Raw genomic sequence first — 23,389 nt, 5'->3', positions numbered from 1 at the left:
ATTCAGGGTACGGACGGTGTCGGAATCCGAGCGCATGACAAAATGTCGCACCTTATCTTGGCTTACGTTGGGTAAAAGAGGCCCGCCACGCTGGTCGCGCGACGGGCCTACGGACCTGAGGTGTGAGTGAGTGGAGGCCGGTCCGTGAAGCCTTGGTATGACGCGCCTATTGATCCGCTATCTATCTATTTTCTTTAAGTTAATTCGGTCAAATGGAACGCCTGATTTCTGATAGGCTACATCGCGAGGATACGATCCGTAAAGCTTTTGTAGGTAAGATTTGGGGCTTAGCTGGAAATAGGTAAGCACACTATATATGGTTATCCAGTATTTTGTTGGCATATTATCTTGTGCGACCTGATGCTTGTGCCGAAATCCGCCGAAAGGTGCGACCATTTGGCTGGGAATCTGCTCGTAAACTAAATCAGCAGATATAGGGAATCGTCGTGCCCAAGGACCACGTGCGCGTCGGGCCGACGATCAGCCTTTTTTGGTCAATTTTCGTACCACCAAACTTGCGGCATAAACTCTGGTCCATCTCCGTAGATCGGCAAAGTCTGGGGCCGCATTAGCTCTTTGGCATGCGCGATGCGCCCGACATCGAAATTCCAAATCGGTATGACGTAGCGCCCGGAAGTCAGGACACGGTCGAGCGCGCGTGTCGCTGCGACGAAATCTTCGTGAGACTCTGAGGCCAACATCGCGTCGATCAGCCCATCTACGGCCGGGGAAGCGACGCCCATCAGGTTCCGCGTACCTGGTGTGTCGGAATTTTCACTTCCCCAGTACAAGCGTTGCTCATTGCCGGGAGACAAGGACAGGGCGCGACGGAAGAATGTCATATCAAAATCCAACTCGGCATTGCGGCCGGTGAACTGGGCGCTGTCCACCTGGTCTACGGTGACCTGTATGCCCAGCCGTTCAAGCGCACGTGTATAAATTTCAATTGCCGTTTGACCTTCGGTATCACCCTGTTGAAGCAGCACAGTGATAGTGAAGTCTTCGCCGTTCTGATTGCGCAGCACACCGTCCTGAACGGTCCAGCCAGCCTCGGTCAACAGCTGGTTCGCCTTGCGGATATTGGCTCGGTTTCGAGCCGAGCCGTCGCCCACAGGCAGAGCATACCCATCAAGTGCGCCGTGTGGCAGGTCTTCGGCATAGGGTTGTAAAAGTTCGGAAACGCGGCCGGTGGCTGGGCCAGGCTGCATTCCAAGATCAGAGCCCGAGAAATACGATGTGATCCGGGATTGCGCGCCGCCTGTAATCGTGTCGTTGATATATTCGAAGTTGAACGCCAGCAGCATCGCCTCTCGCACACGCCAATCATCAAATGGTGCCTTGCGTGTGTTCATGACAAACCCGGTCATACCGGAGGGCTTGCCATGTGGGATTTCGGTTTTGATGACATCACCGCGTTGAACTGCTGGGAAATTGTATTGGTTGTCCCATTTGTCGGCGTTGAATTCACGTATCGCAGTTAATTCGCCGGCTTTGAAGGCCTCGAAAAGAACGGTGCCGTCGCCGTAGAACTCGATCCGCATCTCATCCAGATTCATAGTGCCGCGGCGAAAGGGGACACCAGCGCCCCAATAGTCTGGGTTTCTGCGCAGGGTCACATAACGACCAGCCTCATAGTCGTCGATCACATAAGGTCCCGATCCGACAGGTATATCGTGCAGCGCAGCGTTGGCGAAATCCTTCCCCTCCCATTGCGCTTTCTGCAAGATCGGACGCAGGCCAGTGATCAACGCAAGTTCCCGATCTGGTTCGTTAAAGGTAATGCGAACCGAGCGTGGACCGGTCTGGTCAATGCTCTCGATCTTACCCCACAATCCGCGATAACGCAGGTGACCTTCGGTGCCCAATGTCTCATATGACCAGATGACATCGTCGATGGTGACCGGGTTACCATCCGAAAACCGGGCGTCTTCGCGCAGGGTGAATTCGACCCAAGAACGGTCCGGCGCAGTCTCAACTGATTCGGCTAACAACCCGTAAAGAGTGAAAGGTTCGTCCCAAGACCGGCCCATCAGGCTTTCGTGGGTCCAGAAACGTAGCTGCCACGGAGAGGTGCCTTTTTGCACAAACGGGTTCAAACTGTTATAGCCGCCGGTGTTTCCAAAAACAACTCGACCGCCTTTGGGTGCCTCGGGGTTCGCGTAGGGTAGCGACACAAAATCCGGTGGTAGGGCAGGGTCTCCGTACATAGCTATGCCATGAGCCGATTCTGCTTGGGCAATTGCGGCGGCAAAAACAGAGGCGATTCCCGCGATCACAGGGCGAACGGGGCGTAGAAAATCGGGGCGCATTTTGGAAACAATCCTGCTCTGGCCTTATTTTGTTGGGATTCACCGTACCGATGATTTTTCTTATTTTCAAACTTTTAGCTTGGACGGATGCAAGGAATTGCGTATAAAGGGTGCACTGCTCGATAGGTTTCTTGCCTGTATGAAACCTGCCTCAATAACTTAACGCCCGCTTCGTGCGGGCGTTTTTTTTTGGCGGCTTTTCTCTCGGACGAAGAACACGGATGTTTCCCCGTTCCCTTTGCAGTTGCAGCATGGCACTGTGCGACCAAACTGGATTTTGAGGGAGAGAGTTCATGAACCTTTCAGGAAAAACAGCGATCATCACGGGATCGAATTCGGGGATCGGTTTGGGTGTCGCACGCGAGTTGGCGAAGGCCGGAGCCGATGTGGTTCTGAACTCGTTCACCGACCGGGAAGAGGATCACGCGCTTGCCGCAGAGATCGCGCAAGAGACCGGCACCAAGGCACGATACATCAAGGCGGATATGTCTGTTGGCGGTGAATGCCGCGCGTTGATCGAAAAGGCGGGTGCCTGCGATATTCTGGTGAACAACGCCGGCATTCAGCATGTCGCGCCGATTGATCAGTTCCCGGTTGATAAATGGGACGCGATCATCGCGATTAACATGAACTCGGCTTATCACACTATGGCGGCAGCACTGCCGATGATGCGGGCGGCCGGATGGGGGCGGATCGTGAATATCGCCTCGGCGCATGGATTGACGGCGTCGCCGTATAAGGCGGCTTACATTGCGGCGAAGCACGGTGTTGTTGGGATGACCAAAACCGTGGCGCTTGAAACCGCGCAAGAGCCGATCACCTGCAACGCAATCTGTCCGGGTTATGTACTGACACCGCTGGTCGAGGCGCAGATCCCCGACACGATGAAAGAATACGACATGAGCCGCGAAGACGTGATCAAGAACGTCATGCTGGAGCGTCAGCCCTCGAAAGAGTTTGCGACCGTCGAACAACTGGGTGGCACCACTGTGTTCCTGTGCTCGGATGCTGCCGCGCAGATTACAGGGACCACGATTTCCGTGGATGGCGGCTGGACGGCACTTTGACCTAGGAGGTCCACAGTGAAACGGATCAATCTGGCTTTGCAAGGTGGGGGAGCGCATGGGGCGTTCACCTGGGGTGTTCTGGACCGGCTGCTGGATGAGGAAGACATCGAGGTTGCGGCAATCACCGGAACCTCGGCCGGAGCTCTGAATGGAGCAGCCTTCAAATCAGGGATGGTCCGAGATGGGCGTGACGGAGCACGCGCCAATCTGAACGGGCTGTGGGAAAGGATGGGCGCGGTCGGTGACATGCGCCTTGCCAATTGGATGCAGGCGATTGAGCCGGCTCAGGTTGCGCAGGCGATGGAGTACTCCTTGCCCTTTTCAATAGGGGATGCGTGGTCGCGGCTAGTGTCGCCTTACGCCTACGGGCCGTTCTATCGCAATCCGCTGGAGCCGGTGGTGGACCGGTTCAACTTTGATGAGATATGTGCCGACGAAGGTCCGCGTTTGTATGTCTGCGCGACCTGTGTGCGTAGCGGCAAGATCCGGGTGTTCGCCGGGGAGGAGATTTCGACGGATGCGATTCTGGCATCAGCCTGCTTGCCGACCTTGTTTCAGGCGGTTGAGATATTTGATCCCAAATCGGGCCGCACCGAGGCCTACTGGGATGGCGGCTATACCGGCAACCCGGCGCTTTACCCGCTGTTCAACAATGACCTGCCCGATGACGTCGTGATCGTGAACATCAATCCGTTGGAACGCGACGAGGTGCCCAAAACGCCTCAGCAGATCCAGAACCGGATTAACGAGATCAGCTTTAACTCATCGCTGTTCCGCGAGCTGCGCGCGATCAGTTTTGTTCAGCGGCTGTTGGCTGAGGGCAAGCTGAAGGTGGGTGAAATGAGCCGCGTTCTGATCCACATGATCGCGGATGACGAGCTGATGAACGATCTGTCGGTGGCGACAAAGACCGTGCCAAACCCGATGATCCTGCACAAGCTTAAAGAGGCCGGACGTGCGGCGGCTCATCGGTTCATATACAATCACAAAGCCGACCTGGGTGAACGCAGCACCGTCGACCTGCCTGAAATGTTTGGCTGATTATTCCGGCGGCTGCGTTGGGTCTTTTTCGTTCGGATAGACAAGCCCAGCGGAAATCACCAGCTTAGCGGCCTCTTCAATCGACATGTCCAGCAGGATCACGTCCTCTTCGGGGAAGAACAGTAGAAAGCCCGAGGTCGGGTTGGGCGTGGTCGGGACGAAGATGCTGAGTAGTTCACCGCCGGTTTCAGCACGCTCGCTGACTTCGCCTCTGGCGGTGGTCGAGACAAATCCAATCGCCCAGATGCCACGGCGGGGGTACTGGATCAGGCAGGCTTTTTCGAACGACCGTTCCGTCTGAGCAAATACCGTTTCCGATATTTGCTTGATTCCGGAATAGACCGAGCGGACCACGGGCATTCTGTCGACGACGCTTTCGGCGAAGTGGATCAGTGAACGGCCAAGGATGCCCTTGGCGATCCAGCCAACGAGAACGGTGAAGATCAGGAAGATCACTACACCGACGCCGCGCAGGTTGACCCCCACATATTCCTCGGGCTGGAACTGCTGCGGGATCAGCGGCAACACCGCGCTATCGACCCATCCCACCACGGACCAGATTAGCCAGATCGTCAGCCACACAGGCGCAATGACGACGATACCCGTCAGAAATGACGCGCGCAGACGGGAAAACAGACCCGGTCGGCGGTGAGGTTCTTCGTCAAAAGGCGTATTCATTGCAGTCCTGAGTGATTTGCCGAATTAGTTAAGCAGTCCGGTGCCTTGGTACAATAGGTTTATGTCACTCTGACCGTTCTGTGAGCGCACGCGCGATCCCGGCGGCCAGTTTCGCGTTGTTGCGCACCAGTGCGATGTTCGCGGTTAGCGAACGCCCCTCGGTCTGCTCGTAAATACGTTGTAGCAGGTAAGGCGTTACGCCTTTACCGGTGATCCGGTGCGTGTTGGCGTCGGCCTGGGCTGAGGCGATGATGGGGGCCAGTTCTTCGGCCGGGATCTGATCCGCGGCGGGAATTGGGTTGGCGATGAGTTGCCCTCCGGGCAAACCCAGCGCGCGGCGGGTTGCGTGGGCCTTGGCGATGTCTTCAGCGTCGTCCATTCGCAAGGGCGCGGCGTAGGGCGATTTGGCCGACCAAAAGGCAGGGAATTCGTCCTGGCCATGGGCAATGACGGGAACCCCCAGTGTCTCCAAAACTTCCAGTGTTTTGGCGAGATCAAGGATCGCTTTCGCGCCCGCAGCCACTACGCTCACCGGCGTCTGCGCCAGTTCGTGCAAGTCGGCCGAGATATCGAATGATGTCTCCGCCCCCTGATGCACACCGCCGATGCCGCCGGTGGCGAACACCTCAATCCCGGCAAAGTTCGCGGCGATCATGGTCGCAGCAACTGTGGTAGCCCCGGTGCCGCCCGTGGCGATGCAGGCGGCCATGTCTGCGCGGGACAGTTTGGCAACGCCCTTCGCCTGACCCAATGCCTGCAACTGGTCGGATTCCAGACCAACATGCAGTTTGCCGTTGAGCACGGCGATAGTGGCCGGAATGGCCCCTGCATCGCGAATGTCCTGCTCGACCTGTGCCGCAACTTCGATGTTCTGAGGGTAGGGCATCCCATGGGTAATAATAGTGCTTTCCAGCGCGACGATGGGGTGGCCTGCGTCTTTGGCAGCGCGGACCTCAGCAGAGTATTGGATGTCGATCACAGTGGGGTTTCTCCGGAAACGTAGGTTGCGGCGGCGTTCAGGGCGCGAGTCAGGGCCTCGTCGCTGGATGCACCACCGGATTCTGAGGCGATATGGGCCGCCATAAAGGTATCCCCTGCGCCCGTCACGCGGGTGACCAGAACGGAGGGTGGGGTTAGGGTCAAAATTTCATCGGCGCTGCCAACCGTGGCCGAGTTGCCGCCATCCGTGACCAGCACCCGCAGCGCGCCGCGGTCCAGCAGGCCCTTGGCGGCAGCTTCGGAATCAGTGAACTCGCGCTGACACAGGATGCCGGCCTCTTCGAGGTTCACATAGAGCGTGGCGCGGGCGTGTTTCAGGAACGGCAGCAAGCGTTCAGCTTTACCGGGTGAGGCCGGAGCGACGCGCAGATCGGCCCGCGCGAAGGCCGGGCTTTGGGCGATTTCTTCCAGCAGCGTCAGCGTCAGGTTGCCGTCCAGCGCGATGGGGCCGTTGAATGGCGCATTCTCATTGCCCAAAGGACCTTGCATCAGCGGGCGCAGGATTTTAGCTCCGGCGGCTTCGAGAGAATGTGCATCCGCAATCGCCGCGATCAGGCCATTGGCGCCTTCAACGGCCATATACCGATCAGTCGGCAAATCCTGCGAGCGATAGATGTGGTCTGTCACCATTCCCAAGCGGGCGCAGGCGTTGACCAACTCGTCGCCTTCGGGGTCGCGGCCAATGGCGGTCAACAGGGTCGGAGTCATGCCGAACCGCACCAGAGTCATGGCGATGTTCATAGCTACGCCACCGGGCAGGCGGGTGATCCGCCCCGGCACATCGGAACCTTGCCGCATTGCGCTGGCCGAGCGCCCGATCACGTCCCACAGGACCGAGCCGATACACAGGATTTCGCTTTTCTGAGTCATGACGAACTCATGCCGCAGCCCCGGGGTGGGTGCAAGGGTTAACGCTCACATCGCGTCGGTCAGGGTCTTCAACGCGGCGACCGGGTCATCCTGTGACCAGATTTCGTCGCCAATGCCGAAGAAATCGGTATGGGGTGCGAGTTCGCGGATCAGGTCAGTGGTTAGGCCACCTTCGGCGACGACCGGAACCTCAATCATCTCGGACCACCACTGGAACAGGTCCTTTTCGGCGATGGTGCCATCGCCCAGAGCCGACGCACCCACCGGGCCGAAAGCCACGTAATCCGCGCCAGCCTCTCCGGCGCTCATACCGTCATGGCTGGACGCACCGCAGAAGCTGCCGACGATGGCATCCGCACCCAATTCCTTGCGCGCGGCCCGAATGGAACGGGCTGCGTCATCCAAATGCACCCCGTCCAGACCCAACCGTTGCGCCAGCAGGACGTGGTTCGAGATCACAATAGCCACATCCCGCGCATGGGCCGCTTCGCGGCACGCATCAGCGGCGCGAGCGATGGTGTCTTCGTCGTTGCCCGCCAGCGCCAGACGGATGCAGGCGATGTCAGCACTGTCCAGCACGCGGCCAAGCTGGTCGGGAAATGTGCTTAGGGAGATCGTGGGCGGGGTGATCAGGTAAATCTGCGGCTGCTCGGGGGTGTCCATTGGCGCGTCCTTCGCTTTCAGTCTTTGGCGCGGTTTAGCGGATTGCGCCGGGGAAGCAAACTTTTATGCGGGATAATGGCGCAATTGGCCGCTCGGACGCCTTGCCCTGCGCCAGCGTGCCGATTACAGCAAGCGGAACTTTCGGAGACAGCCATGCCCAGCGACAAATCTCAGCCCTCCTTTGTGCTCGTGCGCCCGCAGATGGGCGAAAACATCGGCGCCGCCGCGCGGGCGATGTGGAACTTCGGGCTGGACCGGATGCGGATCGTGGCGCCCCGCGACGGATGGCCGAACCCCAAGGCGGTGGCGATGTCCAGCGGGGCGGGGCGGCTGCTGGATGAGGCGCAGCTGTTCGACGATTTGGCTGGGGCTTTGGCCGATAGCACATTTGTGTTTGCCACCACAGCGCGGCAACGGGGGCTGACGAAACCAGTCTACAGCCCTGAACGCGCGATGCAGATCGCGGCCGAAAAGGTTGCTGCGGGCGAGAAGGTAGCGGTGCTGTTTGGCCCGGAACGCGCAGGACTCGAGAACGAAGATATCGCCAAGGCCAACGCTATCATCTCGGTGCCGGTCAACCCAGAATATGCCTCGCTGAACCTTGGCCAATGCGTGTTGCTGACCGCTTATGAGTGGATGCGCCAGACCGGAGACGTAGTGCATGAGGCCACCGATCTGGGCAAAGGCGACTGGGCCACGGGGATTGAGGTCGAAAAGCTGGTCGAACACTACGAGGACCGGCTGGAAGAGGCCGGCTTCTTCTACCCGCCCGAAAAGGCCGAGGGCATGAAGACCAACCTACGCAACCTGTGGTCCCGGATGCGGATGACACGGGCGGATGTGCAGATGTTGCACGGGATCATGCGGCAGATGGTCCGCTGGAAGGAAAAGGGCTGAGGCTGGACCTCGGCCCGTCATGGCCCTAGCTTGCGACGAAAATCAGGACATGAGGACGGCATGAGCGGTAAGCGCAGCATCTTCGAAGAGGTCTCGGACACCGAGAAACAACAGGCGGTGCAACCGGGCATGATCGACCGGGGCCGCGGCGGCGCGCGCGGCGCGATCCGCATTTGGCTGATGATCCTGTTTGCGTTGGTCGTTGTGATGATCGCCGTTGGTGGTCTGACCCGTCTGACAGATAGCGGGTTGTCGATAACCGAATGGCGTCCGATCACCGGAGCCATCCCACCGATGACCGAAGCCGACTGGCAGGCCGAGTTCGACAAGTACAAAGAGATCGATCAGTGGCGCATCCAGAACCAGTGGATGGAGCTGGAGGATTTCAAGACAATCTACTGGTGGGAATGGGGTCACCGCCAACTGGGCCGCGTGATCGGTCTTGTCTGGGCACTGGGGTTCCTTGGCTTTCTCGTGGCGCGAAAAATCCCGACCGGTTGGACCGGCAAGCTGTTGATTCCCGGCGTTTTGGGCGGTGTACAAGGTGCCGTCGGCTGGTGGATGGTCGCCTCGGGCGTGACACAGGGTGAGGGCATGATCGCCGTCGCCAGCTATCGCCTGGCGGTGCATTTAGGGCTGGCCTTCGTGATCCTCGGCTTCCTTGCGTGGTACATTTTTGAACTTGGCCGCGAAGAACGCGACCTGATGCAGGCCCGCCGTGCGAAAGAGGCGAAACTGTTCTCGCTGTCCACTGGTCTGATGCACTTCGCCTTTTTACAAATACTCATTGGCGCGCTCGTTGCCGGGATCGACGCCGGGCGGTCTTACACCGACTGGCCGCTGATCGGTGGGCAACTGCTGCCGCCTGACGCTGCGATGTTGGAACCAATGTGGCGCAACTTCTTTGAAAGCCCAGGGCTGGTGCAATTTATCCACCGGTGTGTGGGTTACCTGCTGTTCATCTTCGCCATCATCGTATGGCGGCGCGGCAGCACCAGCGCCCACCCACAGACGCGCTTTGCCTTCAACGCAGCCTTTGCGGCGCTGTCGCTGCAAGTGGTTATCGGCATCCTGACCGTGGTCTACGCAGCACCGTGGCAGCTTGCCATCTTCCACCAGTTCATGGCCGTTGTTGTCTGGACCCTAATCCTGCGCGCTCGGTTCCTGACTGCGTATCCAATCGCCACTTCAATCCGCGGAGCCTGACGCCGATGACCGCCTATGACGACCTGATGGCCTTTCAACGCGAAACTTCGGCCCTTGGGCAGATTGCCGGTCGGCTGGGGTGGGATCAGGAAACGGTGATGCCGCGCGGCGCGGCCCCGCAGCGCGCAGAGGAAATGGCCGCGATCGAAGCCGTTTTGCACGCGCGTCGTTCCGATCCGCGCGTGGCTGAGTGGTTGGCCCAAGCCGCCCCTCAGGACGAAGTGGGCAAGGCTCAGATTCGTGAAATCCGCCGGTCTTACGAGCGGACAATCAAGGTGCCTGCCGATCTGGCCAAGGCTATTGCGCGTGTAACTTCTGCCGCACAGGGTACCTGGGCGCAGGCACGCGCCGATGAGGACGTGGCGGCGTTCCTGCCTGTGCTGCAAGAGGTCGTTTCCCTAAAACGCGAAGAAGGTGTGGCGCTGGCGCAAGGCGGAGATGTCTATGATGCCATGGTCGAAGACTATGAGCCGTACACAACGGGGGCTCAGATCGCCGAAATTTTCGACCAGATGCGCCCGCGTCTGGTGGCCCTGCGGGCGGCCGTTCTGGATAAACCTGCACCGCAAGCACTGACCGGAAAGTTCGAAGAACTGGCGCAGATGCAGCTGTCGCAGAAACTGGCGACCACCTTCGGCTATGACCTGAACACCGGTCGCGTGGACAAAGCCGTACACCCGTTCAGCTCGGGCAGCGGGTTGGATGTGCGCATCACCACCCGCACCAGCGAGACTGATCCGTTCAACTGCTTCTATTCGACCATTCACGAGGTCGGCCACGCCGCTTACGAACAAGGCATCAACCCGGCCTTTGCACTGTCGCCGCTGGGACAGGGCGTGTCGATGGGAGTGCATGAAAGCCAAAGCCGGATTTATGAAAACCAGTTGGGCCGTTCACGTGCCTTTACCGGCTGGCTCTATAGTCAGATGGTCGAGACGTTCGGAGATTTCGGGATAGCGGATGCTGATGCCTTCTATGCCACGGTCAACGGAGTCCACAACGGCTATATCCGCGCCGAGGCGGATGAGGTGCAGTACAACCTGCACATCATGCTTCGCTTTGATCTGGAGCGCGCTCTGATGAGCGGGGACCTGCAGGTCAGCGATCTGGAGGCCGCGTGGAACGACCGGTTCAAAGCCGATTTCGGCTATGTGGTCGACAAGCCCTCGAACGGGTGCCTGCAGGATGTGCACTGGTCGGTCGGGCTGTTCGGTTATTTCCCGACCTATTCGCTGGGCAATGTCTATGCCGGGTGCCTCAATCAGGCGCTGCGCGCCGCGGTGCCGGATCTGGACACCCAACTGGCCGAAGGCGATACGTCCGGTGCAACCGGTTGGCTGCGGGAAAATCTGCAACAGTTCGGCGGGCTCTACGCGCCACGCGAAACCATCCGACGGGCCAGTGGGGTGGAGCCGGGGCCAGAGCCCCTGTTGGCATATCTTGAAGAGAAATTTGGCGAGCTTTACGCTCTTTGAACAGAACCCGACTTAAACTCACTAAGTATGCGGGTTTTCAGCGCTAAAAGACTGCTCAATCTGCAACAAGTTGCGGTTGAGCGTAGAGATTCTGCTATTCTTTAGATTGAGCTTATTTAGGGATTGTGATGTAAAAATCTTAAGAAATGAATTAGATAAGATTAGGTGAGTTTAACATGCCTCCGGTCAATTCAGGTTTAGGTGGTTCCGAGGGGTACGGAGAAAACAGTTTTCTGGCTTCGTCTCTGGATGCGGGCAATTATGACGATGGCGCAATTGAGGTCGATATCACCTCTGTGTTTTCCGGTGGTATGAATTTCTTTGGCACGACCTATAACAGCATCTTTATCAACACCAATGGTCTAATCACTTTTGACGGACCAAACCTGACGTATAATGGGACGGATTTATCGCAGTTGTCCGAACCAGCCATCGCGCCGTTCTGGACGGATATCGATATCAGCAATAATGCTGGAACCGGCGTTAACGACATCTTTTGGGACATTGATCCGGCCAATGGAAAGGTAACGATTACCTGGTATGAAGTTGCAGCGTATAGTGCGACCGGTAACAACACCTTTCAGGTTGTGCTGACCGAGCTTAACAATGGAACGATTGGAATTGAGTATATCTATGAAAACATAGAGTTTTCCAATGGGTTTGGGGCGCAAGCACAGGTTGGCGTCACGGATGGCGCAGGCAATGATATAATCGTCCCGGGGTCTGGGAATGCCACGGACCTGCTGAACTTACCATACTCAGACCTTGATCCCAATCGTCCCGATGGCATTTTCGACCTCTATGTCAACGATGATGACGTGGTGTGCTTTGTTGAAGATACCCTAATCACCACAAAGGATGGCCTAAAGCCAGTACAATGGCTGCGCAAAGGTGACCAGATATTGACCGCTAGCGGGTGTTTCAAACCCATGATCGCATTGCTGCGATCCAGATTTGTTGCCTGTGGTGACGCTTTGCCGGTCAAGATATCGAAAAACATACTCGACAATGATCAGGATCTTTACGTTTCACCCCTGCATCACGTCGTTTTCTCGCATCACATTTGTGAGCTTCTTTTTGGTGTATCAGAGGTTCTTGTCGCCGCTAAGGACCTGATCAGGATGCCCGGTATTGAGCATATATCAAAGCCGCAACTGGTCTCTTACTACCATCTGCTTATGGAAGAACATGAGATTGTGTATTCCAATGGTCATCCCAGTGAGAGCTTCTTTGTTGGAGATGTGGCACTGCTGACGCTGGAAATCACCCGCAATGAGATGCGGAATGAGATTTCGCAACATCAACTTGAAACGACCACCGCCCGGCGGCGGCTTCGTCATTTCGAAGCGAAGGTGCTTGTGGATGCTCTTCTCAAGAAAAGCGGCACTTCAGCGGTAGAATATCAGTTGGTCGAATACGCCTAGTTCGGCTGGCCAAAATTTCAGAGAAAAACCCGAGATCTGCCGATCTCGGGTTTTTCTGGTTTTATTCTTCGGTCTCGTCTTCATCAGCCTGATCAGCGATCCAGGCGACGCTGACAACCTCTTCACGCTTGCCCGTGTTGAACACTTTCACGCCGCCCGCGCTGCGGGACCTGAAGGAAATGCCATCGACCGGCACCCGGATCGACTGGCCTTTGGAAGTGGCCAGCATGATCTGGTCGTCGATCTCAACCGGGAATGAGGCCACAAGTTCGCCGCCGCGCATCGCCTTGTCCATGGCCGCGACACCCATGCCACCGCGTCCGCGAACGGGGTAATCGTGGCTGGAGCTGAGCTTGCCCGAACCGCCCGATGTGATCGTCAGGATCAGGTTTTCGGCAGCCGACATTTCGGCATAGCGTTCCTGCGTGATGGTGCCGGGGGTTGCTTCATCCTCATCGGTCTCGCCATCATCGGCGATACCCGCTACGGCGCGGCGCATTTTCAGATACGCGGCGCGTTCATCCGGCCCGGCCTCAAAGTGGCGGATGACGGACATGGAAACGACACGGTCTCCATTGGTCAGCTTGATGCCACGCACACCGGTGGATTCGCGCGAGTTGAAGACACGCACATCGGTGGTCCGGAAACGGATCGCGCGGCCGGAATTGGTAACCAGCATCACGTCTTCGTCTTCCGAACAGATGCGAGCGTTCACCAGTTCCACGTCTTCCGGCAGCTTCATCGCGATCTTGCCGTTGCGGCGGACATTGGTGAAATCCGACAGACGGTTTCGGCGCACGTCACCGGCGCTGGTGGCGAAGACGATCTGCAGGTTTTCCCACTCTTCGTCTGGCACATCCACGGGCATGATCGCCGCGATGGAAACACCGGTCGGGATCGGCAGGATGTTGACGATCGCCTTGCCCTTACCGGTCCGGCTGGACTGCGGCAGGCGCCAGGTCTTGAGCTTGTAGACCATCCCTTCGGTGGTGAAGAACAGCAGCTGCGTGTGGGTGTTCGCAACGAAGAGGTTGGTGACGACATCCTCTTCTTTGGTCTGCATTCCCGACAGGCCTTTGCCGCCACGCTTCTGGGCCCGGAAATCGGCCAGCGGCGTGCGCTTGATGTAGCCACCCGAAGTGACGGTCACGACCATGTCTTCACGTTCGATCAGGTCTTCGTCTTCCATGTCACCGGACCAGTCGACGATCTCGGTACGACGGGGCACGGCGAACTGCTCGCGCACGGTGCGTAATTCATCGCCGATGATCGACATGATGCGCTCGCGCGAGGAAAGAATATCGAGGTATTCTTTAATCTTGGCGGCCAGTTCTTCCAGCTCGTCCGTGACCTCTTTGACGCCAATCTGGGTCAGGCGCTGCAGGCGCAGGTCGAGGATGGCGCGGGCCTGAACCTCGGTCAGGTTATAGGTGCCATCGTCGTTCATCTTGGACAGAGGATCGTCGATCAGACGCAGATAGCCTTCGATCTCGGCTGCGGGCCAGCGGCGGGTCATCAGCTTTTCGCGTGCTTCGGCAGCGTCAGCGGAGGATCGGATCGTGGCAACCACCTCGTCGACGTTCGAGACCGCCACGGCCAGACCACACAGGATATGGCTGCGCTCGCGCGCTTTGCGCAGGTCGTAGGCGGTGCGGCGGGCGACTACGTCTTCGCGGAAGTCGATAAACGACGTCAGGAACCGGCGAAGGGTCAGTTGCTCAGGTCGGCCCCCGTTCAGGGCAAGCATGTTGCAGCCGAACGAGGTCTGCATCGGCGAGAAACGATAAAGCTGGTTCAGCACCACTTCTGGCGTTGCGTCACGTTTCAATTCAACGACCACGCGCACCCCGTTACGGTCGGATTCGTCCTGAACGTGGGCAACGCCTTCGATCCGCTTCTCGCGCACGGCTTCAGCGATCTTTTCGATCATCGAGGCCTTGTTCACCTGATAGGGAATCTCGTCCACGACGATGGCGTAACGGTCCCTGCGGATCTCTTCCACGCGGGTCTTGGCACGGATGATGACGCTGCCACGCCCCTCCAGATAGGCTTTGCGCGCACCGGATCGGCCCAACATCACGCCGCCGGTTGGAAAGTCGGGGCCAGGGACGTATTCGATCAACTGCTCGGATGTCAGGTCCGGGTCGTCGATCAGCGCCAGCGTGGCATCGACCACTTCGCCCAGGTTGTGCGGTGGAATGTTCGTCGCCATACCCACGGCGATACCACCGGCACCATTGACCAGCATGTTCGGGAAGCGGGCGGGCAGAACGGTCGGTTCTTTATCCTTGCCGTCGTAGTTGTCCTGAAAATCGACCGTTTCTTTTTCGATATCGGCCAGCAGGGCGGCGGCGGGTTTGTCCATCCGCACTTCGGTGTAACGCATGGCCGCCGGGTTATCGCCGTCCATCGAACCAAAGTTGCCCTGACCATCCAGCAGTGGCAGCGACATCGAGAAATCCTGCGCCATCCGCACCAGCGCGTCATAGATCGCGCTGTCACCATGCGGGTGGTACTTACCCATCACATCGCCTACCGGACGGGCCGATTTGCGGTACGCTTTGTCGTGCGTGTTCCCGGTTTCGTGCATCGCATAAAGAATGCGTCGATGGACCGGTTTCAAGCCGTCGCGCAAATCAGGGATCGCGCGGGAGACGATGACCGACATGGCATAGTCCAGATAGGACGTGCGCATTTCGGATTCGATGGACACCGTCGGGCCGTCATAGACGGGGCGCTCGGGCGGTGTTTCATCCATGTTTTCTGGGGTTTCTGGCGTATCGCTCACGTAAACTGCCCGTTCTTTGTGCAGGGTCTATATCTTGTGGATGTACCTTATCAGACCCGGCACATAAGGTGCAAGCAAGCAGCGCAATTCACGCGAAAAACCCCGGTAACACCAGAGTAACATATTGTTAACTAAGGATTAGGGGGTTTTTGTGCTACCCTGAAGGGACCTTGCAACAAAATTGGAGGTCTGCATGGAGCAAAGCGAAACCGAATTGATGCTTAAGGGGTACGGGCTGACAACGGCGGAATTCTTCTACCACATGCCCGACTACATCCACGTTCTGAACACGTTCATCTGGCAGGATTACGATCTGGCGCCGGACCATCCAAAGCTCTTTGAATTCGTCGAGTTTTGGCAGCGCGAGATTGAAGGTCCGCTGCATTCGGTCCGGTTCACGCATCGCAAGATGATCGCGCCCGGAGAATGGCGCAACGTCGTGGGTGAATTCAGAGTAAATTGAGTATCAGGCCATTTTTTTCGGCCAGTAACGATTGAGACGCATTATTTTTTTGATGCTTGGGTTAAGGTGTCGGCCAACTCATATGGCCACATACGGAATCGCTTTATGTCCCGGGTATTGTTTCTTGCTGCTGCCTTGTTGATCGGTGGACCTGCCGTCGCTGAGGGCGTTCTGGATAAAATCAAAAAAGGTGCGGAAAACGCGGCCAATGCCATCGGGCAGGGGGCCGAAAAGGTGGGCAGCACCGTGGAAAAAGGCGCGGATGTCGTCGATGGGACCATCAACTCGACTGCCGATCTGGTGACGAATGAGGCCACACCGGAAGAGACCCGCGCCAAGCTTGATCTGATGGCCAGCGAGATTCTGACCCAACTTCTTGCGGAAAACTCTGAGGCTGACGAGTTGTTCGGAATAAGCGCAGGCTACGCGGTGTTCGACTCGCGCAAGGTGACGGTGTTTCCGGTCTCGGCCGGGTATGGGCGCGGTGTGGCGGTTTCAAACGACACCGGCCAGCACACCTATATGAACATGGGAACGGGCGGCGTTGGCGCGGCCGTGGGTATCGGCGGGTTCGAGACCAAATTCGTGATCCTGTTCGAAACCCCCGCCGATCTGGAGAAATTCATCGAAAACGGCTATGACGCGACCGCAGAAACCGGTGCCATGTATGGGGAAGATCGCAAAGGAGAAACCGTGCGGTTCACCGATGGCCGGTCGTTCTTTGTTCTGGGTAAAAAAGGCTGGCGGGTCTCGGCCGGAGCATCCGGTACGAAATTCTGGAAATCCCCTGAACTGAACTGATCAGCCCGAGCAGCTGGCCCCACCCAGTACGCAGAACTTGGCGCAATGGGGGTGGTTCAGGTGCACATCTGCTTCGGCCTCGGCCAGAGTGTTTCCCATCTCGAATTCAGGTGCGTAGGGTAGCAGGGTGCAGGCCAGAACCGCCGGACGGTCAGCGCCTTTGCGTTTCACGACCATGCGTGCGCTGGCGCACATCACAGCGTCAGGAGATTTGTTCAGAATACCCCAGCAGGCGGTGGTGATTTCAGGGACTTCGACGGTCTCATCCATCTCGGGGAACAGAACGGTCTGGCCGGGGTTTTGCGCGTCGATCTTGAACCCATGTTCCGCAAAAAAGGTGCCATATCCGACCCGGCTGTCGGCGTCACTGTCGCCCCAGACGGTGCGCCCGGCGACGGCCATGTTGAACCCATGGTCGCGCAGCCACTCCATCCCGGTCAGAGTCTTTGCGAAACTGCCTTTGCCGCGTTCTTCGTCATGCAATTCAGGACGGTAGTGATCGACCGAGATTCGCAGCGTCAGCTTGTCGCCAAAATCGCGCTGTAACTCCACCAGACCGTCCTGCACCCGACGGCGCATCATCGGCTGCATCGCGTTGGTCAGGATCAGCACCTCATAGCCGCGCTCAAGACAGGCGCGGGTCATGTCGATCATTTCGGGGTTCATGAAAGGCTCACCGCCGGTGAACCCGATTTCGTGAACCTGCCAGGTGCGGTCCTCGATCTGGTCCAGATAATCCCGCACCTCATCAGCGGTGATATAAACCAGCGCGTCATTGGTCGGGCTGCTGTCGATATAGCAGTTGACGCATTCGATGTTGCACAAGGTTCCGGTGTTGAACCAAAGCGTTTGAGGGTTGTTAAGCGACACCGAGGCCCGCGTTTGCCCGTCAGCTGTCACCAATTTGTCCTGAAACTTGCCGATATTGGCGCTCTGAGGGGCGTTGTCTTTCATTCCGGTGTCCGGTTCTTTGATATCGTAAAAATGACTTAGCCCTTCAACACTGTTTAGTTAAGAGCATCACGCTGCACCTGACAGAGTTTTGATGATAGGAAAAAAACCCGACTATGATTGCGCTAACATTGGACATGCCCGCAAGGGTAAGGTAGGGAAAACGCATGGTTTCTCGTGTCATACCTGTTGACCCGTTCGATCTGGTCATCTTCGGCAGTACCGGCGATCTTGCGCAGCGTAAGATCCTTCCGGCGCTGTTCCGGAGGTTTTGTGCCGGGCAGTGGCCCGAAGACGTGCAGATCATCGGGGCTGCCCGTGCCGTGTATGGCCGGGATGCCTTCCGGGACATGGTTGCCGAATCGTTGCGCACCCACGCGGCCAAGCAGTGCCGCGACACCGATGCGCTGAATTCCTTTCTCCAACGGGTCGACTATGTCCCGCTGGACGCGCTGTCGGATGAGGGATGGGATCATCTGGCGGCAAAGCTGACTGTCGATCGGGTGCGGGCCTTCTACTTCTCGGTCGGGCCGCGCCTGTTTGGTCCTTTGGCTGAAAGCATCCAATCGCATAAGCTTGCGACGGATCAGACACGAATTGTCGTGGAAAAACCCTTCGGTCACGATCTGGAAAGTGCCCGGACGTTGAATGCAACGTTGGCCAAACACTTCTCGGAAGGTCAGATTTACCGGATTGATCACTATCTGGGCAAGGAAACCGTCCAGAACCTTATGGCGGTCCGGTTTGGCAACATGCTGTTCGAGCCGCTTTGGAACAGCCAGTATGTCGATCACATCCAGATCACGGTGGCCGAATCTGTTGGTATAGACGGGCGCGAGGAGTACTATGATCGCGCGGGTGCCATGCGCGACATGATGCAGAACCATCTGATGCAGCTGCTCTGTCTGATTGCGATGGAGCCTCCGGCCAAATTTGACCCCGACGCGGTGCGGGATGAAAAGCTCAAGGTGATCCGCGCTTTGGACTCGGTTGAACCGCACCACATTGTGCGTGGCCAGTTTGAAGGTGACGGCCCCAGCTATCGCGAGGTTGTAGGCAATCCACGTTCGACCACGGAAAGCTATGTGGCGCTGAAGGCACATGTCAGCAACTGGCGATGGGCGGGAACGCCGTTCTATCTGCGAACGGGTAAGCGGCTGGTGGCGCGATCCTCGGTCATCAACGTGATGTTCAAGGATGCACCGCATTCGATTTTCGGCGAAGATGCCGGGCGCCATGCCAACGTGTTGTCGATCCGCCTGCAACCCAACGAAGGCATCACGCTGAAGGTAACGATCAAGGAGCCGGGACCGGGCGGGATGCGTCTGGTCGATGTTCCCCTGGACATGAGCTTTGCCGAGGCGCTGGGGCCGGAAAACCAGGATCCGCCGGACGCGTATGAGCGGCTGGTCATGGATGTGATCCGCGGCAACCAGACCCTATTCATGCGCGGCGATGAGGTTGAGGCCGCCTGGGCTTGGACCGATCCCATCATCGCGGGCTGGCAGGCACGTGGGGATGTCCCCAAACCGTATGAAAGTGGCAGCACAGGTCCGGGCGACGCCGAGCTGCTGATGAAACGAGACGGTCGCCGCTGGCAAGGGATAAACCCATGAAAATACAGGAATACGCCGACAGGGACATGCTGGCCATCGACGTTGCAAACGTGTTGGCGGGCGAGTTGGAATCTGCCCTGCTGCATCATGACATGGTCTCGATGGCGGTTCCCGGCGGCACCACACCCGGCCCTATTTTTGACGTTCTGTGCGCGGCAAATCTGGAATGGGATCGGGTGCACGTGTTGCCCACGGACGAGCGCTGTGTACCGGGCGACCATGAGCGTTCGAACGAACGCCTGATCCGCGAGCGGTTGCTGACCAACCGCGCCTCGGCGGCGAAGTACATCCCGCTCTACGTGCCCGGCAAAGAGCCCGAAGACGTGCTGCCCGAACTCGAAAGCCTGATCACGCCGATCCGCCCCTTGTCGGTTGTCGTGCTGGGGATGGGCGAGGACATGCACACTGCGTCTCTGTTTCCTGGCATGGAAGGTCTTGAGGCCGCGCTGGATTCACACGCGCGCCCGCTGGCGGTGGCTCGGACCGAAGTGCAGCCCGAGCCGCGGATCACGCTGACCGCTCCGGTGTTGGACGGTGCCTTGTCGAAACACCTGATCATCTTAGGAACCGCCAAGCGCGACGCGTTGGAGCGGGCGATGTCTCTGCCACCGGAAGAAGCGCCCATCGCGGCGGTCCTCGGCGGTATGACGGTTCACTGGGCGGAGTAAACGCGATGCAACTGGACAATCTCACCGCTTTGGCCGCTGAACGGAATGATCAGACCATCCTTGACCTTTTTGGCAAGGATGCAGACCGGGCCGGGGCGTTTTCGGCCTCGACCGGTGATCTGCTGTTCGACTACTCGAAAACACAGATCGACGCGGATATCCGTGACGCGCTGATTGAGCTATGCGACGCAGCCGGGCTGGCCGAGCGGCGCGAGGCGATGTTCTCGGGTGCCAAGATCAACGAAACTGAAGGGCGTGCAGTGCTGCACACAGCGCTGCGTAACCTTGACGGTGGCCCGGTTGCGGTTGACGGTCTGGATGTGATGCCCGAGGTGCTGGACACGTTGCAACGGATGCGGGTCTTTGCCGAAGAGGTGCGCGGCGGTGCCATCGCCGGGGCAGGGGGCAGCTTTACCGATGTGGTGAATATCGGCATTGGCGGGTCTGATCTGGGGCCGGTGATGGCGACCCATGCTCTGTCTCCGTATCACGACGGCCCAAGGCTGCACTACGTGTCCAATGTGGACGGTGCCCATATCGCCGATACGCTGCGCCAGCTTGATCCGACGCGGACGCTTGTGATCGTGGCGTCCAAGACGTTCACCACCATTGAGACCATGACCAACGCCCGTACCGCGCGAGCTTGGATGGTGGATGGCGGTGGCGACCCAGCCAGACAATTCGCCGCCGTGTCCAGCGCTGTGGACAAAACCGAAGCTTTTGGCATCCCCGAAGACCGTGTGTTTGGTTTTGCAGACTGGGTCGGCGGGCGCTATTCGGTCTGGGGCCCTGTAGGCCTGCCGGTGATGATCGCGGTAGGTTCGAACGCTTTTGACGCGTTTCTGCGCGGCGGACAGGCGATGGATGTACACTTCCGGGCCGCGAACTGGGTCGAGAATATGCCGGTGATGCTGGCGCTGGTCGGCATCTGGCACCGGCAAGTTCTGGGGCACACCAGTCGCGCGGTTCTGCCTTATGACCAACGCCTGTTGCGTCTTCCGGCTTATTTTCAACAGCTTGAGATGGAATCGAACGGCAAATCCGTTGCCATGGATGGCAGTTCGCTGAAAATGCCCTCTGGCCCAGTTGTCTGGGGCGAGCCCGGCACCAACGGCCAGCACGCATTTTATCAACTGATCCATCAGGGCACCGATGTCATACCCTGCGAGTTTATGGTCGCCGCCGAGGGGCATGAGCCTGAACTCGCCCACCACCATCGCCTGCTGTTGGCCAATTGCCTAGCCCAGTCCGAGGCGCTGATGTGTGGTCGGTCTCTGGACGAGGCGCGGCAGCGCATGGCGGACAAAGGCCTGCAAGGCGACGAGCTGGAACGGCAGGCCCGTCATCGCGTGTTCTCGGGCGATCGACCGTCCACCACCCTGATCTACCCGAAGTTGACGCCATTTGTGCTGGGCCAGATCATTGCGCTTTACGAGCACCGCGTGTTTGTCGAAGGGGTGCTGTTGGGGATCAACTCGTTCGACCAGTGGGGTGTGGAGCTAGGCAAAGAGCTGGCAACCTCGCTTGGCCCGATTGTGGACGGCGAGGAAAGCGCGGACGAAAAGGATGGCTCGACCGCCGCGTTGGTTGCCTATGCGATGCGTCACCGGGATTAAGTTCGGGTATATCAGCGGCCTGCCGCAGCGGTGGGCGGTAATCTTTTGTTGTCAGAAAATTAAATGATTGGCAGGATTCGTCTCAAGGAAAAGCCTTTAGACCCGGGGCATTCATAAACTCCGGGGCAGGTAATAAATGGCGCCGCCACGGGGCCACCAAAGGGAGGATGCCCATGCTGGGACAGATGATGACGCAGCCATTGCTGATCTCGTCGCTGATCAATCACGCCGAAAATTACCATGGTCAGACAGAGATCTACTCGGTCGAAACCGACAATACGGTGACCGAGACAAATTGGTCGGAAGTGGCGAAGAACGCGCGGAATCTGGCCTCTGCCCTGACCAAGCTGGGGCTGGAGCCACAGGCGCGGATCGGGACCTTGGCCTGGAACAACCGGCGGCATCTTGAGATCTATTTCGCCACTTCGGGTGCAGGGTTCGTCTGCCACACGGTCAACCCGCGCCTGTTCCCCGAGCAGCTGACTTATATCATCAACCATGCGCAGGATCGGGTGCTGTTCTTCGATGCGACCTTCATCCCGTTGGTGGCCGCGTTGCAGGAGAATCTGACTGAAGTTCAACATTTTGTCCTGATGGGGCCGCGGAATGAAGACGCGGTTGCTCAGATCCCCGGTGTTCAGTTTTATGACGACCTGATCGAAACCGGTGACGCGAATTTCCAATGGCCCAGCTTTGACGAAAACACTGCGTCCAGCCTGTGCTACACGTCCGGCACGACTGGGAATCCCAAGGGGGTGCTTTATTCGCACCGCTCGACCGTGCTGCACAGTTTCGGCGCAAACACCCGTGACGTTATCGGGTTTTCCGCGCTGGATGTGGTTTTGCCAGTGGTCCCAATGTTCCATGTCAACGCCTGGGGGTCACCATATGCCTGCGCCATGTCGGGTTCTCGAATGGTTCTGCCGGGGCCGGATTTGCATGGTGAGGCACTGGTGAATCTGATCGACACTTACCGAGTCACTTTGGCTATGGGTGTGCCAACGATCTGGCAGGGTCTGCTCACGTTTGCCGAGCAGTCTGGCAGTAAACTCGACAGTCTTGAACGCACGGTGATTGGCGGGGCCGCATGTCCGCCGTCTATGATCGAAACATTCCGCGAAACCTATGGGGTGGATACCGTTCACGCATGGGGCATGAGCGAGATGAGCCCACTTGGCACCGCGAACCAGCCTCTGGCAAAGCACCGTGATCTGCCATTGAAAGAGCAATACAAGCTCAGAGAAAGCCAAGGGCGACCTTGCTATGGTGTCGAGTTGAAGATCGTTGACGATAACGGCGATGACTTGCCGCATGACGGCGAAACTCAGGGCGATCTGTTGGTGCGCGGATACTGGGTTTTGGACAGTTATTTTCAAATGCAGGATCAGGAGCTATTGCAGGATGGTTGGTTCGCCACCGGAGATGTCGCCACTGTTGACCCCGATGGATACATGACGATACGCGACCGATCCAAGGACATCATCAAATCCGGGGGCGAGTGGATCAGTTCCGTTGAACTGGAAAATATTGCCGTTGCGCATCCCAGCTTAGCGACGGCTGCTGTGGTCGGCGTGCCCCACCCGAAATGGGATGAGCGCCCTTTACTGGTGGCGGTCAAGGCCGAAGGTGAAGAGCCGACCGAAGAGGAAGTGCTGGCCTTTTATGACGGCAAAATCGCCAAGTGGCAGGTGCCGGACAAGGTTGTGTTCGTAGATGCACTGCCGTTGAACGCCACTGGCAAGGTTCTGAAGCGAAGCTTGCGGGCAGATTTCAAGGATGCCTTGGTGGGCTGATCTAAAGATTTTGGCTCCGGCGGTAGGGATCGAACCTACGACCAATTGATTAACAGTCAACTGC

Annotated in this window: 19 protein-coding genes; 12 read left to right on the top strand and 7 right to left on the bottom strand. The window is 58.1% G+C overall.

Annotated features, from left to right (window positions below):
• Positions 1 to 494: 494 nt before the first annotated feature.
• Positions 495 to 2,309 (bottom strand): extracellular solute-binding protein, encoded by a 1,815-nt coding sequence (locus tag GOW98_RS00095; RefSeq protein ID WP_170328835.1) that lies wholly within the window; start codon positions 2,307 to 2,309, stop codon positions 495 to 497.
• Between the two features lie 293 nt (positions 2,310 to 2,602).
• On the opposite strand from GOW98_RS00095, the gene GOW98_RS00090 reads away from it, so the two are divergent.
• Positions 2,603 to 3,376, top strand: a complete 774-nt coding sequence (locus tag GOW98_RS00090; RefSeq protein WP_170328833.1) for a 3-hydroxybutyrate dehydrogenase — start codon at positions 2,603 to 2,605, stop codon at positions 3,374 to 3,376.
• Positions 3,377 to 3,391: 15 nt separating this feature from the next.
• Positions 3,392 to 4,417 carry a patatin-like phospholipase family protein gene (locus GOW98_RS00085; RefSeq protein WP_170328831.1) on the top strand — a complete coding sequence of 342 codons (1,026 nt, stop codon included), beginning with the start codon at positions 3,392 to 3,394 and terminating at the stop codon, positions 4,415 to 4,417.
• Here the strand turns inward: GOW98_RS00085 and GOW98_RS00080 are convergent, their stop codons facing one another.
• From GOW98_RS00080 to GOW98_RS00065, 4 genes are all read right to left on the bottom strand, one after another.
• On the bottom strand, positions 4,418 to 5,095 hold the full coding sequence (locus GOW98_RS00080; protein ID WP_170328830.1) for a DUF502 domain-containing protein: 678 nt from the start codon (positions 5,093 to 5,095) through the stop codon (positions 4,418 to 4,420).
• Between the two features lie 64 nt (positions 5,096 to 5,159).
• A complete protein-coding gene (locus GOW98_RS00075) occupies positions 5,160 to 6,074 on the bottom strand; it encodes a pseudouridine-5'-phosphate glycosidase (protein ID WP_170328827.1) in 915 nt (304 codons plus the stop codon).
• A complete protein-coding gene (locus GOW98_RS00070; protein ID WP_170328825.1) occupies positions 6,071 to 6,964 on the bottom strand; it encodes a PfkB family carbohydrate kinase in 894 nt (297 codons plus the stop codon). Before GOW98_RS00070 ends, GOW98_RS00075 begins: the two co-directional genes overlap by 4 nt.
• 45 nt (positions 6,965 to 7,009) lie before the next feature.
• Positions 7,010 to 7,627 carry a thiamine phosphate synthase gene (locus tag GOW98_RS00065; RefSeq protein WP_170328823.1) on the bottom strand — a complete coding sequence of 206 codons (618 nt, stop codon included), beginning with the start codon at positions 7,625 to 7,627 and terminating at the stop codon, positions 7,010 to 7,012.
• Between the two features lie 153 nt (positions 7,628 to 7,780).
• On the opposite strand from GOW98_RS00065, the gene GOW98_RS00060 reads away from it, so the two are divergent.
• From GOW98_RS00060 to GOW98_RS00045, 4 genes are all read left to right on the top strand, one after another.
• Positions 7,781 to 8,524, top strand: a complete 744-nt coding sequence (locus tag GOW98_RS00060) for an RNA methyltransferase (RefSeq protein ID WP_170328821.1) — start codon at positions 7,781 to 7,783, stop codon at positions 8,522 to 8,524.
• Between the two features lie 60 nt (positions 8,525 to 8,584).
• A complete protein-coding gene (gene ctaA / locus GOW98_RS00055; protein WP_170328819.1) occupies positions 8,585 to 9,730 on the top strand; it encodes a heme A synthase in 1,146 nt (381 codons plus the stop codon).
• Positions 9,731 to 9,735: 5 nt separating this feature from the next.
• Positions 9,736 to 11,205, top strand: a complete 1,470-nt coding sequence (locus GOW98_RS00050; RefSeq protein WP_170328817.1) for a carboxypeptidase M32 — start codon at positions 9,736 to 9,738, stop codon at positions 11,203 to 11,205.
• Between the two features lie 176 nt (positions 11,206 to 11,381).
• Positions 11,382 to 12,629, top strand: coding sequence for a Hint domain-containing protein (locus GOW98_RS00045; protein ID WP_170328815.1), 1,248 nt, complete (start codon positions 11,382 to 11,384; stop codon positions 12,627 to 12,629).
• A gap of 61 nt (positions 12,630 to 12,690) precedes the next feature.
• Here GOW98_RS00045 and gyrA read toward each other — a convergent pair whose 3' ends face one another.
• A complete protein-coding gene (gyrA, locus tag GOW98_RS00040) occupies positions 12,691 to 15,417 on the bottom strand; it encodes a DNA gyrase subunit A (RefSeq protein WP_170328813.1) in 2,727 nt (908 codons plus the stop codon).
• Between the two features lie 193 nt (positions 15,418 to 15,610).
• Between gyrA and GOW98_RS00035 the strand changes: the two genes are divergently transcribed.
• Together GOW98_RS00035 and GOW98_RS00030 are read left to right on the top strand one after the other, a co-directional pair.
• The gene (locus GOW98_RS00035) at positions 15,611 to 15,880 is read left to right on the top strand and encodes an usg protein (protein ID WP_170328811.1); all 270 of its coding nucleotides are present in this window, start codon (positions 15,611 to 15,613) and stop codon (positions 15,878 to 15,880) included.
• Positions 15,881 to 15,985: 105 nt separating this feature from the next.
• Positions 15,986 to 16,681: a hypothetical protein gene (locus GOW98_RS00030; RefSeq protein ID WP_170328808.1), complete on the top strand. Its 696-nt coding sequence runs from the start codon at positions 15,986 to 15,988 to the stop codon at positions 16,679 to 16,681.
• On the opposite strand, the gene GOW98_RS00025 is transcribed toward GOW98_RS00030, so the two are convergent.
• Positions 16,682 to 17,635: a radical SAM protein gene (locus GOW98_RS00025; protein ID WP_170328806.1), complete on the bottom strand. Its 954-nt coding sequence runs from the start codon at positions 17,633 to 17,635 to the stop codon at positions 16,682 to 16,684.
• A 164-nt stretch (positions 17,636 to 17,799) separates the two neighbouring features.
• On the opposite strand from GOW98_RS00025, the gene zwf reads away from it, so the two are divergent.
• The 4 genes from zwf (at position 17,800) to GOW98_RS00005 (ending at position 23,325) form a co-directional block, all read left to right on the top strand.
• Positions 17,800 to 19,248: a glucose-6-phosphate dehydrogenase gene (zwf, locus tag GOW98_RS00020; RefSeq protein WP_170328804.1), complete on the top strand. Its 1,449-nt coding sequence runs from the start codon at positions 17,800 to 17,802 to the stop codon at positions 19,246 to 19,248.
• Positions 19,245 to 19,916 carry a 6-phosphogluconolactonase gene (gene pgl / locus GOW98_RS00015; protein WP_170328802.1) on the top strand — a complete coding sequence of 224 codons (672 nt, stop codon included), beginning with the start codon at positions 19,245 to 19,247 and terminating at the stop codon, positions 19,914 to 19,916. The genes zwf and pgl overlap by 4 nt, the downstream gene beginning before the upstream one ends.
• A gap of 5 nt (positions 19,917 to 19,921) precedes the next feature.
• The gene (gene pgi, locus GOW98_RS00010; RefSeq protein ID WP_170328800.1) at positions 19,922 to 21,532 is read left to right on the top strand and encodes a glucose-6-phosphate isomerase; all 1,611 of its coding nucleotides are present in this window, start codon (positions 19,922 to 19,924) and stop codon (positions 21,530 to 21,532) included.
• Positions 21,533 to 21,705: 173 nt separating this feature from the next.
• Complete coding sequence (locus GOW98_RS00005) at positions 21,706 to 23,325, top strand: long-chain-fatty-acid--CoA ligase (protein ID WP_170328798.1); 1,620 nt, start codon at positions 21,706 to 21,708, stop codon at positions 23,323 to 23,325.
• Positions 23,326 to 23,389: the final 64 nt, after the last annotated feature.

The organism is Ruegeria arenilitoris (assembly GCF_013032445.1).
Lineage (GTDB): Bacteria > Pseudomonadota > Alphaproteobacteria > Rhodobacterales > Rhodobacteraceae > Ruegeria > Ruegeria arenilitoris_F.
Note: the sequence above shows the minus strand (reverse complement) of the source record. Positions and strands in the feature narration are given on the sequence as shown.

What these genes read in the sequence shown, in the direction of transcription:
- GOW98_RS00095 (WP_170328835.1), bottom strand. Translation starts at nt 2,309, where the DNA reads ATGCGCCCCGATTTTCTACGCCCCGTTCGCCCTGTGATCGCGGGAATC.
- GOW98_RS00005 (WP_170328798.1), top strand. Translation starts at nt 21,706, where the DNA reads ATGCTGGGACAGATGATGACGCAGCCATTGCTGATCTCGTCGCTGATC.
- GOW98_RS00035 (WP_170328811.1), top strand. Translation starts at nt 15,611, where the DNA reads ATGGAGCAAAGCGAAACCGAATTGATGCTTAAGGGGTACGGGCTGACA.
- GOW98_RS00060 (WP_170328821.1), top strand. Translation starts at nt 7,781, where the DNA reads ATGCCCAGCGACAAATCTCAGCCCTCCTTTGTGCTCGTGCGCCCGCAG.
- zwf (WP_170328804.1), top strand. Translation starts at nt 17,800, where the DNA reads ATGGTTTCTCGTGTCATACCTGTTGACCCGTTCGATCTGGTCATCTTC.
- pgi (WP_170328800.1), top strand. Translation starts at nt 19,922, where the DNA reads ATGCAACTGGACAATCTCACCGCTTTGGCCGCTGAACGGAATGATCAG.
- GOW98_RS00050 (WP_170328817.1), top strand. Translation starts at nt 9,736, where the DNA reads ATGACCGCCTATGACGACCTGATGGCCTTTCAACGCGAAACTTCGGCC.
- GOW98_RS00030 (WP_170328808.1), top strand. Translation starts at nt 15,986, where the DNA reads ATGTCCCGGGTATTGTTTCTTGCTGCTGCCTTGTTGATCGGTGGACCT.
- pgl (WP_170328802.1), top strand. Translation starts at nt 19,245, where the DNA reads ATGAAAATACAGGAATACGCCGACAGGGACATGCTGGCCATCGACGTT.
- GOW98_RS00070 (WP_170328825.1), bottom strand. Translation starts at nt 6,964, where the DNA reads ATGACTCAGAAAAGCGAAATCCTGTGTATCGGCTCGGTCCTGTGGGAC.
- GOW98_RS00045 (WP_170328815.1), top strand. Translation starts at nt 11,382, where the DNA reads ATGCCTCCGGTCAATTCAGGTTTAGGTGGTTCCGAGGGGTACGGAGAA.
- GOW98_RS00025 (WP_170328806.1), bottom strand. Translation starts at nt 17,635, where the DNA reads ATGAAAGACAACGCCCCTCAGAGCGCCAATATCGGCAAGTTTCAGGAC.
- GOW98_RS00080 (WP_170328830.1), bottom strand. Translation starts at nt 5,095, where the DNA reads ATGAATACGCCTTTTGACGAAGAACCTCACCGCCGACCGGGTCTGTTT.
- ctaA (WP_170328819.1), top strand. Translation starts at nt 8,585, where the DNA reads ATGAGCGGTAAGCGCAGCATCTTCGAAGAGGTCTCGGACACCGAGAAA.
- GOW98_RS00090 (WP_170328833.1), top strand. Translation starts at nt 2,603, where the DNA reads ATGAACCTTTCAGGAAAAACAGCGATCATCACGGGATCGAATTCGGGG.
- GOW98_RS00065 (WP_170328823.1), bottom strand. Translation starts at nt 7,627, where the DNA reads ATGGACACCCCCGAGCAGCCGCAGATTTACCTGATCACCCCGCCCACG.